The organism is Robinsoniella sp., assembly GCF_034124845.1.
Map to the genome: position 1 here is coordinate 7483 of NZ_JAWYAJ010000286.1, position 13960 is coordinate 21442.

Consider the following 13960-nt stretch of genomic DNA (forward strand, 5'->3'; position numbering starts at 1 on the left):
TGCCGCCAAAAAGAAGATATGCGGCTCTTCAAGCTGAACCGCCTTTGGAATCTTACCGTTGAGGATAACGTTTTTCTTCCAAGGACGCTTCCAGAGTACGACGGAGACATTGAAAATGTCTTTCCGGATCATTACCAGGTTCACGCCCTGTTTCATCCCTCCGCAAAATGGAGGCTCATTGAAGAATATGGCATAGACTGTTATACCGTTGCAGACGATGGACGCCTCTCCTTCCGGTTTGGCTTTGCCAGCAAAGAAAACCTGGTGAGCTGGATTTTAAGCTTTGGCAATCTGGCTAAAGTGATAGAACCCGTTCCTATACGTGATGAAATTTACAGTATTGTTAAAAAAATGTATACCGCCTATTCCGAAACATGACATACAGTTGTCTTGTTTCTCCTGTTATAATATTATTTAGTACTGCACGCTGAAAATACGGCGATATAATCACTGCTATCACCCAAATTTTACAATGCTGTACTTAGAAGAATCTACGATACGTAAGGAGAAAATAAGTATGATTGAATCAAGATGCGGGATACTATGCTCTGCCTGTTCCTTTAAAGCTGACGGGGTCTGTTCGGGATGCATACATATCCAAAAGCCTTTCTGGGGGGATGCCTGCCCTGTAAAAGACTGCTGTGAATCCAGGAAGCAGGAGCATTGCGGCACCTGTGATGATTTTCCATGTGACCCTCTGAACCAGTTTGCCTATGATGAGCATCAGGGGGATAACGGCCTGCGCATTGAGCAGTGCAGAAAATGGAAGAACAGCTAGGTAGTATTACGTTTGCAAGAAGAACCGTTTTGGTAGTATTACGTTTGCACATATGTGTTTCTGTAAAATCAATACACTGCAGTTTCAAATGCTGCTCTGTATTGATTTTTCTTTAATTCTAATGAATTACGCCTTTTCACTTTTCAAAATTTCCATAAATTTCATATTTTCTTAAGAATTTCACGTGGTTGACAAATTTTTATTCCATGATATGGTAATAGTAGTTAACCATCTAGAGGTTTTGTCTGCAAAATTCTAAATCATAATCCGGAAGGCAATTTTCAGTTGCTGTCTCTGGTTCGAAAGGAGTTATAATTATGAATATATACCACGTGATGCGTATGGATACCGCTAAAGTAAAATCATTAATTAAAGAAACCCGGGATAAAAAAGGCAAAATGAAATATTCCTTTGCATATGGGTTGAAAATTGTATCCACAGTTTTATTCTGCATGGCCGTAGTCCTGCTGTTTACCGCACTGTTCGGTTCTGAAAACAGTATTGTAGGTGTCATTACCGTAATTGCCGTAATGGTTTTTGAAAAAGCAGATCTGGGTATTAAGTCCAGCCATGCAGCTTTTACCTTAATTGTATCATTTCTCATTCTGGCTATAGGCCCTCAATTAGCTTCGCTGGTATCTCCAGCCGCCGGTTTTATCATAAATCTGTTTTGCATTTTAACCCTTCTGGTTTTATCCTGCCATAATATTATTATGTCTAACCACTCCACAATCGTTCTTGGATACCTTTTGCTGATGGGATATGAGGTGACAGGGGATGTCTATATAAAAAGGATCGCAGGACTATTATTCGGCGGTATTATCGTAGCTGCTGTTTTCTACCACAAGCACTATAAAATTACTTACCGACGTACATTTAAGGACTTATTTAAAGAATTTAATCCGGGAACTCTGCGTACACAATGGCAGTTAAAAATGGCTTTGGGAATTTCACTCTCCTTGTTTTTGGCTGAAGTCCTGCATTTTTCACGCCCCATCTGGGTGGGAATCGCCTGTATGTCTCTGTTACAGCCATTTACCCATGATCTGACATTCCGCGCCTGCAGACGGGCACCTTTTGTCATCATCGGCAGCATTGCCTTTGGCGTGGTTTATTACTTTATGCCCGACTCTTTGATTCCTTTTATCGGGATATTTGGCGGTCTGGTACTTGGATTATGCAGTTCCTATAAATGGCAGAGTGCATTTAACTGCTTTGGTGCTATTTCTATCGTAGTTCCTCAGTTTGGTTTACTTAATGCTATTTTGCTAAGAATTATAAATAATTTATTTGGCACCCTGTTCAGCATTGCATTTGATAAAATATTTACTTTTTTAATCAATCTGATCAACGTTATAAAACTTAAAGTCCTGGCTGATGCCGCATAATTCCATATTAATAAAAATACCCGTAAAAGACTCTTTGGTTGGTAAGAGCATTTTACGGGTATTTCAGGGGTTCTGTCTATGTCAATATGTTAATAAGAGGGGTTCTGTGAAATTAAAGATTTAATAAGTGAATAACTGTGTCCAGTATCCTGTACCGTTACTATTTACATGATAACCTACACCAATATATTTAAAGTTTTTATTTAAGATATTCGCACGGTGTCCTTCTGAATTCATCCAGCCGTTCATTACTTCTTCCGGGCTTCTCTGTCCCCAGGCAATATTTTCACCTGATCCTCTGTAGTCAACGCCATTTTCAGCTAAAACGGTACTAAAGCTGCTGCCGTTCGGTCTGGTGTGGGAAAATGATTTTTCAATTTCTTTCGCACGTACCTGAGCTGCTGCCTGCAGGTTTACTTTTATTTCTAATGGAGCAAGTCCTGCTTTCGCACGTTCCTGATTTACCAGATCCGCAACCTTTTTAGCTGCACTGACATCCTGGCTGCCGTCTGTATCCGGCGCGTTCGTTTCCGGCGCGTTTGTTTCCGGTGCGTTTGTCTCTGGCGCATTGGTCTCCGGTGCGTTCGTTTCCGGTACTTCTGTTTCCGGCGCATTGGTCTCCGGTGCATTGGTCTCCGGTGCATTTGTTTCCGGCGCTTCTGTCTCTGGTGCCTCTGTTTCAGGGGCATTTGTCTCTGGTGCCTCTGTTTCCGGTTTATTAATATCAGGGCAATTAATTATTTCAGAAATATTAATTCCCAGCTTTTCCAACTCCGTTTTAATGTCACTGTTGGATATATCTATCTGCTGTACGATTGCACATCCATTTGCCTTTGCCTGTTCCAGAGCCGCATTTAATTTCCCGGCATCTACATCCATTACCGGTGCTCCAATAATAGCGGTTGCTAATAATGCTGATAACATGTTACTACCTCGCTTTCTATTTTGTTACATTTATATTACATTTGTGTTACAAAATATATATTAGCATAGATGACCATTCTAGGCAATGGTACTTTCTGGGTTAAAAAAGGAACATTCCAACGTTCTGAATGTTCCCTTTTCGTGTATCACACTCTAAGAAATATTAAATTTCCTTATCTTTGATTTTTTCTTCACCTTTCAGATATCCTTTTAGTATGCGATTGATAAACTGACTTAAAGAACGGTCTTCTTTTTCAGCTAACTGCTTTAACTCTTCTATGATATCTTCGTCCAGTGTAATACTTACTTTTGCTTTTAAAGGTTTCATTTCTCCCATTGCATACCACCTCATCTCCTAATATAGCATTATCTGCGATATAATATTGACTATTCGTATAAAATAGTATAAAGTAGTATTTATCAATATAAATATAAGGAGGATAACAACTAACGATGGATAACCATGTTTTAGCAAGAAATCTAACAGATTTAGCCACTATGACAGATACCAGTTTTTATTATCATTATTTACAGACTTCCAGTGCATTGGAACTTTCCCGTTTTATTGAATTAGTACCTGACTTCTTTAATGATGACATCGCGCAAAATCCCCATAACAAAGAAACAGAATGTGCAATACAACAAATACTGGAGAAATTTGAAAGAAGCGCATAGCATACTTAATATATATATTTAATAGAATATGATTATAAATAATAGATACATAAAGGCAGCTTCCATACACCGGGGATATTCTAATGAATCTAACACCCTACTGTATTGCGGCTGCCTTTATCTTTCAAATTTATACATTCCCTTAAATCTCATTATAAAACATCCCAATTTTCCCAGCTTCTTACCTTAATACCCTTTATATTACTGTAACTTTACAGTTATACATTATATTATCAACATTCGCTGCCATCACTCTACAGCCCAGCCTTAGACGTTACCTTCCTTCGGCATTCTCAAACGCCGCAACGATCTCATTACTACTCCCATCCACGAATATACTATTTTCTTATCCACTACCTGCCATGATCTGGATTAATGACATTATAATATATTTTATTTCTGTTGTCACTGATTGTATTTTAGGGGGATCTGATCTTTGCGGGTTACACTAGTTAAAACCTATACAGATTTGCCCTAAAGGTAAAAAAGCTTATATTCTTGTTGAAAGAAATAATAAACGAAGGGGTTGGACGAATATTAGATTTAAGTATGGAACCATCTCGAATCATTGAAATTACCTTATTAAATACCAGACACGCTAAACTTTTGACAAAAAACTGATCCGTAAAAGCAAAAACCCCGCAAACCCGCATAAACACTGCAGATTTCGGGGCATAAAAAGAGCGCGAGACGGGACTCGAATAATACAGTAGTTAAAAAACACTGATAGAAAGGGACGTTTTGCCACATCTATTTTTTACGGACTCAATGACGGACTCAATGATAAAAAGTGCAAAAAAAAACGGAAATTACGAGAAAGGTAGTTTTCCCGCTAGGCTAAGAACTCAATCTTCTGTAATTTATCAAATTTTCAAGTTAGGCTTTTGCCATTTCTGAAAGATAATTTTTTTCTCTTCCGAAACAGGATGATTTTTTTACAAAGAAGCTACCGCATTAACTGCCAATGTATTACCCAAAAATAATACTCGTAAATTTAATTGGCTACTATTTTAAATCCTTTTTCTTCAATAAATTTTGCTTCCTCAATTAATAATCTATCCATTAATTTAGTAACAAACTCAATATACCTTTCAATATCATTATAGGATAAAATATAACTATTTTCTCCATGTGCAATAGAATTTCTAATATTAACAAGTTTATCCAATTCAAACTTAAATTCATTAAAATTACTTACATCTATATTGAATATATTAAGCAATGCAATAAACACCTCAAATTTCAAATTTGACTTAGTATCAATTTTTCCGCTTATTTTTATATTACTTTTCATGACTGATAAAAAATTTTCAGTAAATTTACATTTTTGCTCGAAACTATGTTTTCCTTTTAAAGAATTGTAACTTTTATTATTTGCATAGGTCAAAATCTTATATGTCACTTCATTGGATGATAAATTTATCCTATTAATAAATTCAAATATTAATCTGTATGACTCTACAACATAACCCTCCCAATGTGCATATATCATTGGTAATGTCATCTTCAAATAAATATTATTATATTCATCATTTTGCAAATTAAAATCTATATCCCTAAATAATAATTTTATGTTTTTTAACTCTTTGATTCTCCAATCCCTCTCAGCTTCAAGTTCATTGATTATTCTTTCTTCTCTGGTATCCATAATTTATTCCTATTCACCATATAAAAATTTTTCAGCAATCTCAATTTTATTATCAATCCTTGATTTGCTACTACTAGAAGCTCCAGTATTTTTCTTAAACTCCTTATCATTTTTCATTTCATTAATTCTTCTTATTAGCTCATCGTTATCCATTCTTTCAATAACCTCAAAATTTTTTGACATATTAACCATTACTGAGTCATAAACACTTGTCGAAAAATTTAAAGTTGATAGTTTAAAAACATTAACTTTTAAATTTTCTAACTTACTACATAAATGAACAAATAAATCCTTTTCCACTTTGTAATCAAACTTTAATTCACCTTTACTTATTCTCAGCATATAATCATCCATATGTTTTTGTATATTATTTACAAAAGTAGTACCAAAATTTTTTAAAGTAAAATATCTAAGAACTAATTCTTGTGCATACATTTGTTCTTCTTGTTCTTTTCGTATATGTATTATACTTGTAAATTTACTAATTTTAGACAATTCTTGTATAAACATATTAAATTTATTATCATATGGTCTAAAAATACAATTTCTAATCTCTTGTTCGCTTAGTTTCACACCACCTGTATTTAATCTATTGAATAGTTCATAACGCATATCATATTGGCTATCATATCGTATTATCTCAACACGACAAACAGCTCGTTTTAATAATAATTTCAGATTTAATTGTAAGGTATCTATGCTAAATCCAACTAATTTATTTAATATAGGTGATTCACAAAGAATTAAATTGTTTTTCTTTTCATCTCTTAGTTTTCCGAAAAAAGACAATACTGTAGATAAACGTTGCAATCCATCTACTAATTCCCACACATTTTTCTTTGTCTCGGCTACAAAAATAGGTGGAATGGGTATGCCTAATAGTATGGATTCAATAAATCTAGTTTGCGTTTCTTCACTCCATCTGAAAGCCCTTTGAAATTCAGGTGAAATAATCAATTCATTTTCTTCGTACATGTTCATAATTTCACCAAAAGACATATCCATTCTATCGGTACGTATCTCTTTCCGTGAATCTGATACTTGTTTTTCTAGTTCTTCTTGTAATATTTTATTAACACTTCCCATAATATCCTCCTAGTTCTCATTACTACTAAATAAACGAAAAGTATGTCATCTAATAAAAGTACTATCTCTCTGTAGATATCCCCTTGAAAAACTCTATATAATCTACTCCAAATACCTGCTGTAAGCCTACTAAATCACTTATGAAGATATTCCCTCGTCCCAACTCAATCAGTGAATATGTACTCCGACTTAATGGCGACCCCAACGTTTGAAGTTTAGCAATGGTTTCTTCCTGAGTTAAATTCCGAGATATACGGATTTGCTGTAAATTCCGCCCAAATATTTCATTATTTAACAACTTCATGACATCCTCCCCATATTTTGCTTATAACTATAAGCTATTTACTTGATTTTATCAGAAAAACAAGATATAATAGCTTATAGGTATAAGCATTTAAAAATAAATTAAGGAGAGACTATATGGACGATATACCAAATAACGAATCATTTTTTAAAAATTTGCAACTTAAAGGTAATTCTGTGTATAGCAGTATACAACAATCAATACTCTTACCGAAAAAGGAGATAAAAATGTCATATATAGCGGAAATTTTTGAGCGTTCAACCCTCAATGAAATAACAAGCTTTTTACTTACCGGAGCTGGAGCAATGCCTAGGGAAGATGGAAATACAGACTATCAAATAAGGCTTAAAAATGCTTATCAGCGTTGTGAAGATATTCTTTCTACATATGATAACGACAAAGATTCTATTTTATATACTGCCATTAATCAGTTAGTAAGCGAAAATGAACAAGTATATATGGAAATTGGATTTCAAGCTGGTATTTTATTAGCTTATGATATGTGGTCTAACTTGCACAATGATATTTCCAGTGCACAAACAAATGAATGAAACATTGAAACTATTCAGATCATTAAATTAAAATGATTCTAGTGAATCAGGAGTATCTTATCAAGGATATACCAGTTACTGGCATGCTTCGTCCTTTATAAGGTACTCCTGCTTATTCTATGCTCCTATCAGAGAATTAAGGTTTTAGTTGCTTAATTTCCTCCTGATATTTGTCAGACAGCTTTACAGCCGATTCGATTATATCCCCAAAAAATTCCGGGATCGAAAGCTCCTCCTGTTTTGCAAACATGGCTAACTGTACTTCCTCTTTTAATCCTTGAAAGAGAAAACTAATTTCATCTGGCATCTCTTCAGGCACTATCTTTTCAAAATCTGCCAGGACTTCATTTTTGGAAACCGTTTGCGTGCACAATTCACGTGTTTTTTGGCTAAAATCCTGAAATTCAGTTGTTTCGAAAAGAGCATCTAAGTCAAAATTTCCCGCTTCACATTCTTTCATAGCGGTGGCAAGCCTTAGATTTAGACGTTCAAATTCATCTTCCAGAAGTTCAGCAGAACCAAATTCTTTTCTTAGATTTACAATGGTCTTCGTACATTCTAAGTACTCATCAAATTTGAATGCACTTAAATAGCACATAGAAAGGCGGCTCTGCATCTCAATCACTAGCTTAAAATTGTTACTGTCAGCAGGCGTAAGCAAAGAAATACCGGATTTAAAATGCCTGATACAATTATCCGTATTTTCATACCACCACGCGACCTGCCCTCTGTGATATTCATAAATGGCTCCTTCCCTGCAATGTTTGGTATCGAAAGTCAATGTTTCTTTCATCCTGTCCAATACATCACTCATGGTACGATAGTACAGATGCTTTTCCAGGTAGTCCAGTATCACTTCAAATAAGTAAAATCCCAAATTGTTATCATCTATGTCCAGCGTCTTAAAAATACTCTTGCTCATGCTTAGCAGATCAGAATACAATACGTCATCCGATTTATAAGCTTCTCTTAACTCCCGGATAAACGACTGGCATTTCTTAAGGGAGGGGACACCAAATATTCCAAGCACTCCATGCAGAAACGGATGTATAGATAGTCGATTCGTATGTTCATCTTCCTGAATCCACCCATAATCAATCAATTTGTTGATGCCGTTAAAGTCTTCCAATAACATCCATTTGCCAAATAACCGTTTCGGGATACCAGATGCTGGCATTAATCGTAAATGCTGTAAGATAACCTGATTCTGATTAGATAAATGCTGTAACTGGAATAACCGGGCTAAATGTTCTTTCGGTGTTGCAGTTTTGATCCGCTCATCTTTCTGGATTCTTACTCTATTGGGACTGGAAATATACAGATGATCATTTTTTAATGCTTCTAACAGTTCTTCCGGTTCTAAATCAGTCGCTTTCATGGTCTTTGCTGCCATCTCAATGGTAAGTGTATGCCGGTAAACCTCTTCAATGATCGCACAGGCGATATCCGGCTTTTGCTTTTCTTCTGGTATGTAGGAAAAGAATATTTTCTGTAACGCTTCCATTGACGCAATCTCTTTTACCGGATAGCAAGGGAAATCATCCGTCATGCTGCTTGTTGTGACGAGGAGGCGAAAGGAAAGTGATGCAAACTCCTGCAATAATTCGTCTTCTTCCGGAAGCTGGTTAAAGTTATCCAATATGACCAGTGTATGCTCTCCCAAACGCTGAAACAGGCGGTAATGGGATTCAAACAGGTCACGTTCGCTCATATCCGGTGTGTCATCTATGAATGACAGTTGGCAGATCGCCTGGTACAGGTCTTCCTCATAGTAAAGATAAAGAACATGATCATATTCTTTTTTATACGCACTGCCATAATATTTTGCAAGTTCCGATTTCCCGATTCCGCCAATCCCCTGTAAAAATAAACAAGATTCCTCTTTTAATCGTTCATGGATGGCAAGAACCTCAGTATCGCGTCCAAAAAACACTTTGCTGCCCTTCGGGTAATGATAATTTTCTAAATAATCAGATAATACAATATGGTCTTTGGCATCACCTTTGCTTTTTGTGTCTGCCCTACGGAGTGTCCCCGCCCTGATGCACTCGGCAAGGAACTGTGCCGTATCTTCTTTCTGTGCTGCAATTGCCTGACGCTTTTCCCAGGATATCGTATCATCCTCCATCAGAAGGTCGCAAAGCCTTTTTACTGTCAATGGAAGATCAAAAATATCAGCTAATAGATAGGAAACATCTTCTTTTAAATATGAAAAATGCTGATCATCCTGATAAAAATCTACAATCTTTTTTGGTATAGGCAGCTGCCCTTTGACGATCTTACGGATATCCGTCTCTATTGGTTCCGGAATTATAATTTTCTCCTGTGAAAAAGCATAATCAAAAATCCTGCGAAAGTATTCTACCCCGCTTAAATTACCAGCTGTGCGGTTTTCCAATAGAATTTTTGCAATGGAACAAAAATCAAATCTGTCTCTCATATAATTCCCCCCTTTAATTTTATCTTAAAAATTTCACCCTGTTTTTACCCTGTCTCCGCCCTGTTCCCAGCGACTGCCATACGGTAAGATATAAATAGAATTTCGAAATTCACAAAGAGATATTGGCACTTGAAAATTTATTTGATCAAAAACATGGCACTTGTGGTGTATTTTACCACAAACATACGTTCTATTCAAGCTTGAATGAATATTTCAGCAACCCGTAAATAACAAAATAAAAAACGAAAAGAAAAGGAGCGTTCAAAATGAAGATTATACCAGACATTAAAGCAACCTTTGGAGATACTTACTTTTTAGGCTTCACAGAGAAAAAGAAATTTGATCCTACAACCAACAAACGCACAGAGGTAAACGAAAGCTATGTATGCAGGCTTGCATCCTCTGAATTACAAGGGCAAATCGAGGTAACAGTTCCCTTAAGCACAGCAGTCGATCAGCTTAAGTTCAATGAAAAAGTCCTGATGCAGGGCGTTGTCATTGATCCATATGCCAGAAACTCAGGCGGTTCTTTTGCTCAGGTAATCCTCCGGTGTACGGCAAAAACGATTATATCGGATGCCCCCGGCAAACCAGCCATTGACCGAAGCATGGGGCAGAAATAAGTGATTTAAGCAGTCGGGCGGCTATCTGGCAGGCAGGGTGCCGCCCGCTGGGCTGCGGAGCATAAGCCCAGGCGGCAGCATAGGGCGGTGCCCTGCCTGCGTGAGCAAGTCCGCCAGGACGAACGAACCGGCTTCTTACCTCCCCTTTACTAATAGGGAGGTAGACAATACAAAAAAATTCCGTAAGCGGGCAGGGCATCCCAGCCATATATCCGCCTTACGGAGCCAAAATAAAGGAGTAATTCAAAATGGACAACAACGAAAAAGAACTGGATGCACTCATTGACTGGGTTCAGGTGACATTTAAAGAACTAAACCACCTAAAAATCATGAAATACATTTTACAGTTTGATCAAGGACTTATGACTTATGAGGGCAGAGGACGTTTCCGCTATGCTGGGAAGTGGGTATTTGGCGGAATAGAAATACTGACACCCCCAGGTGACTATCTGGAAATGGGGTATCATCTTTACATGACAGGATCTGCCTGCCGGTCATTTGAAATTTATTTAAAAGCACAGAAAAGAACCTGGTTTGATTTCTTCCGGGACTGCTTAAGCTATGGTGGGAGTTTCACCAGACTGGATATAGCAGTTGATGACAAAAACCCCTATTTTGCAATCCGAAAAATAGGACAAAAGGTAGAGGAAAAGGAATGCGTGTCAAAGTTTCGGAACTGGACATTTATAGATGGAGGGACTACTAACGGTGAAAAAGCCGGATGTACCGTGAATCTGGGATCGAGAGAATCCTTATGTGCCATGGTGTTCTATGAAAAGAATTATGAACAAAGCAGAAAAACAGGTATGCCCTTGGAAACTTACGGCGCATGGAACCGCTACGAAGTCCGGTTAAGAAAGGAAATGGCGACAAACTGTGTAAGAAGCCTTGTGGAAAGAGGGAACATCTGCTTTATCGGATTAGAAATCATCAATTACTATATCCGAATGACAGTCAAAAGCGATACGGATGAAAACCGGGCACGCTGGCAGACATGGCAACCGTGGGAGCGGTTTATTGAGGGAATGGACAAGCTAAAGCTGACCATGCGTCCAGCCCCCAGAACATTGGAGCAGAAAAAACAGTGGATTGAGAACTATGTGGCTCCAACACTTAAAATGATACAAATGGCAGATGACAATTTAGGGGAAGAATTCCTGAAAAACGTGATTGAGGAAGCCACCTTAAAGCAAAGCCAAAAGAGAATTGTTGAGGATTACCTGTTTGGCAGACAGGAAATGCTGGAAGAACAGGAGAAAGAAAAGAAGCATTTCCAAGATGCTATAGATTTACAGAATAACGGTTTTGTTTTTGCCGATATTGATCATCCATTCTAAAACCGTTTATTGGCGAAATAAGCAACTAAACAGAAAGGGGGCATATATGGACAGGAAAAACTTTATTATGGATTCTGCGCCTGTATGCTCTCTCTCAGACAAACAGTTGTTGCGGGACTTACTAAACAGCGATATAATGAAAACAGATGTGGTAAAACAACAACTGAATATGATAAAGAAAAACAAAGTCTTAGAAATCCATGAATATACAATCACTGCACCAAAAGGCAATGATGCAAGATGGCAGACTTACCTAAAGAAAGATGGAAAGCGGGTAAAGATTTCCGCAAAAAGTGAACAGGGTTTGTATGATAAATTATATGAATTCTACTATCAAAATAATCTTTCTTTAGAGATGTTATATCCGGAATGGGTGGAAAAGCGTACAAATGCGAACGTTAATATCCGTACGATACGGAGAAATAAGAATCATTGGGATAAGTATTACAAAGAACATAAAATCGTGCAAATCCCTGTAAAAACACTCACAACGGATATGCTGGAAACATATTTCAATGAAATGGTTAAGAAGTATTCTCTGACACTGAAAGAACTGAATAACATGAAGTTTATCCTGAAAGACATGCTGAAAATGTGTAAACGAAGAAACCTCATTGACAGCAACCCTTTCCTTGATATAGAGATCAATAAAAATGCCTGCCGTCCAGCCAATAAGTTAAATGACGTAAGCCGGGTGTATCTGCCTGATGAACAGGTACGATTCTTTGAAGCTTTGAGGAAAGAAATTCTGGCTTATCCTGATAATACGGACTGCTATGCTATTTCTCTGTTGTTTAAGCTGGGACTGCGCATCGGGGAATTGTGTGCCCTTACCTGGGATGATATCGACCTTGAAACGTCTGAAATACATATCCACAAGATGGAAACACAGGACGAAGACAGTACCGGAAAAATGCGTTCTGTAGTCGTTCCATACACCAAAAAGAAAAGTTCTTATGGTGACCGGTTTCTTCCACTTAGCGAATATGAATTAGATATCTTTCAGAAAGTAAAAGCAATCAATGAAGAAAATCATTTCAAGGATGGAAATTTTATTTTCTGTGATGAATACGGCAGAACCAGAATCAGGGAAATTGACAACCGAATTCGGAAGCTATGCAATCAGGCAGATATCACACCAGTGAAGTCCGCACATGATATCCGGCGGACAGTTGCAACACAAATGCATATGCAGGGGATACCAATTAGAATTATTCAGGAATTTCTCGGACACTCTGACACAAAGACAACCTGGGGCTATATTGTGAACAATCAGGAAAAGGAAGTCCTGCATTCCAGAATCAAGAACGCACTGACAAATCTGAATGGACTCACTCAAGCTAGTGGGGGTTTATGATGCAGAACACACCATCTATAATTTCACGGACTCAAGCGGACTCAACCATCGAAAAAGCAAAAACCCCGCAAACCCGCATAAACACTGCAGATTTCGGGGCATAAAAAGAGCGCGAGACGGGACTCGAACCCGCGGCCTCGACCTTGGCAAGGCATTTTTATACCTATATACTTATTTATATAGTACTTAAAAATGGCTTGAATACAAGGTTTTTCATCATTTTATAATAACCAATTACAATACAAAAATATATATGATGTTAACCAATTCGTTAACCATTTTTGATGATATAATATGCTTAGAGAGTCCCTGGGAAACCGGGGGCTTTTTATTCCATTCATTACTATTGTATATGACTCATAGCCCAGACTCCATATCTGGGCTATACTCTTTTTAAATTAGCCCTGGTAAATATATTGCCAAGGCTATTTTAGTCCGCAAAAACCTGCCGACTAATATTATATTGCTTGCTGGTCAAACCGTTTATGTCATTTTCAGAACAGTCTCTTCATAACACTTTCGGCTATTCCGTTTGTATCAAATACTAGCGGAACATCCTTCAATCTGTTGTCATTTTGCTTATACATTTTAAGGAAGTCCAATATAGTAACTCCTGTAACTTCGTCTGTATTCATATCCCTCATAACCACTATATTATCAGGGTCTTCGTCTCCGTAGGAATTAGAATTATCCCCGCATGAATAATAAAGAACATCATTGGCTTTATCGTAGTTAATGTTATTTTCGATATATTTCACTGCCAATCCCCCCTTTTATTTGCTTCTGTGGCCAAGCAGATACTACAGAACATATATTTCCTTCATTTTTTTGAGTTACCACTTTAGTATA

14 protein-coding genes are annotated in these 13960 nt (G+C 37.2%); 8 read left to right on the forward strand and 6 right to left on the reverse strand.

Going from position 1 to position 13960, the window contains the following annotated elements; genetic code table 11:
• From ACH2DQ_RS14125 to ACH2DQ_RS14135, 3 genes are all read left to right on the forward strand, one after another.
• Positions 1-378, forward strand: a 378-nt coding sequence (locus tag ACH2DQ_RS14125) for a WYL domain-containing protein (RefSeq protein WP_395027163.1), incomplete at its 5' end; no start/stop codon positions are given.
• Positions 379-517: 139 nt separating this feature from the next.
• Positions 518-778, forward strand: a complete 261-nt coding sequence (locus ACH2DQ_RS14130) for a DUF3795 domain-containing protein (RefSeq protein ID WP_394915014.1) — start codon at positions 518-520, stop codon at positions 776-778.
• A 317-nt stretch (positions 779-1095) separates the two neighbouring features.
• The gene (locus tag ACH2DQ_RS14135) at positions 1096-2166 is read left to right on the forward strand and encodes an FUSC family protein (RefSeq protein ID WP_394915013.1); all 1071 of its coding nucleotides are present in this window, start codon (positions 1096-1098) and stop codon (positions 2164-2166) included.
• 120 nt (positions 2167-2286) lie between these two features.
• Here ACH2DQ_RS14135 and ACH2DQ_RS14140 read toward each other — a convergent pair whose 3' ends face one another.
• Positions 2287-3090, reverse strand: coding sequence for a CAP domain-containing protein (locus ACH2DQ_RS14140; protein ID WP_394915012.1), 804 nt, complete (start codon positions 3088-3090; stop codon positions 2287-2289).
• A gap of 163 nt (positions 3091-3253) precedes the next feature.
• On the reverse strand, positions 3254-3427 hold the full coding sequence (locus ACH2DQ_RS14145) for a DUF6364 family protein (RefSeq protein ID WP_394915011.1): 174 nt from the start codon (positions 3425-3427) through the stop codon (positions 3254-3256).
• A 116-nt stretch (positions 3428-3543) separates the two neighbouring features.
• Here ACH2DQ_RS14145 and ACH2DQ_RS14150 point away from each other — a divergent pair, with 116 nt between their 5' ends.
• On the forward strand, positions 3544-3765 hold the full coding sequence (locus tag ACH2DQ_RS14150; RefSeq protein WP_394915010.1) for a hypothetical protein: 222 nt from the start codon (positions 3544-3546) through the stop codon (positions 3763-3765).
• A 994-nt stretch (positions 3766-4759) separates the two neighbouring features.
• Here the strand turns inward: ACH2DQ_RS14150 and ACH2DQ_RS14155 are convergent.
• The gene (locus ACH2DQ_RS14155) at positions 4760-5413 is read right to left on the reverse strand and encodes an MAE_28990/MAE_18760 family HEPN-like nuclease (protein WP_395027167.1); all 654 of its coding nucleotides are present in this window, start codon (positions 5411-5413) and stop codon (positions 4760-4762) included.
• A 9-nt stretch (positions 5414-5422) separates the two neighbouring features.
• Positions 5423-6499: a DUF262 domain-containing protein gene (locus tag ACH2DQ_RS14160; protein WP_395027169.1), complete on the reverse strand. Its 1077-nt coding sequence runs from the start codon at positions 6497-6499 to the stop codon at positions 5423-5425.
• Positions 6500-6919: 420 nt separating this feature from the next.
• Between ACH2DQ_RS14160 and ACH2DQ_RS14165 the strand changes: the two genes are divergently transcribed.
• Positions 6920-7354, forward strand: coding sequence for a hypothetical protein (locus ACH2DQ_RS14165; RefSeq protein WP_395027171.1), 435 nt, complete (start codon positions 6920-6922; stop codon positions 7352-7354).
• 136 nt (positions 7355-7490) lie between these two features.
• On the opposite strand, the gene ACH2DQ_RS14170 is transcribed toward ACH2DQ_RS14165, so the two are convergent.
• On the reverse strand, positions 7491-9794 hold the full coding sequence (locus tag ACH2DQ_RS14170) for an ATP-binding protein (RefSeq protein ID WP_395027173.1): 2304 nt from the start codon (positions 9792-9794) through the stop codon (positions 7491-7493).
• A gap of 266 nt (positions 9795-10060) precedes the next feature.
• Here ACH2DQ_RS14170 and ACH2DQ_RS14175 point away from each other — a divergent pair, with 266 nt between their 5' ends.
• The 3 genes from ACH2DQ_RS14175 to ACH2DQ_RS14185 all read left to right on the forward strand — a co-directional run bounded on the left by ACH2DQ_RS14175 (position 10061) and on the right by ACH2DQ_RS14185 (position 13111).
• Entirely contained in the window at positions 10061-10417 is a 357-nt protein-coding gene (locus ACH2DQ_RS14175) for a DUF961 family protein (RefSeq protein ID WP_395027175.1), read from the forward strand.
• A gap of 248 nt (positions 10418-10665) precedes the next feature.
• Positions 10666-11754 (forward strand): replication initiation factor domain-containing protein, encoded by a 1089-nt coding sequence (locus ACH2DQ_RS14180; protein WP_395027177.1) that lies wholly within the window; start codon positions 10666-10668, stop codon positions 11752-11754.
• A 46-nt stretch (positions 11755-11800) separates the two neighbouring features.
• On the forward strand, positions 11801-13111 hold the full coding sequence (locus ACH2DQ_RS14185; RefSeq protein ID WP_395027179.1) for a tyrosine-type recombinase/integrase: 1311 nt from the start codon (positions 11801-11803) through the stop codon (positions 13109-13111).
• A gap of 494 nt (positions 13112-13605) precedes the next feature.
• Here ACH2DQ_RS14185 and ACH2DQ_RS14190 read toward each other — a convergent pair whose 3' ends face one another.
• The gene (locus ACH2DQ_RS14190; RefSeq protein WP_395027181.1) at positions 13606-13869 is read right to left on the reverse strand and encodes a DUF2283 domain-containing protein; all 264 of its coding nucleotides are present in this window, start codon (positions 13867-13869) and stop codon (positions 13606-13608) included.
• Between the last annotated feature and the right edge of the window lie 91 nt (positions 13870-13960).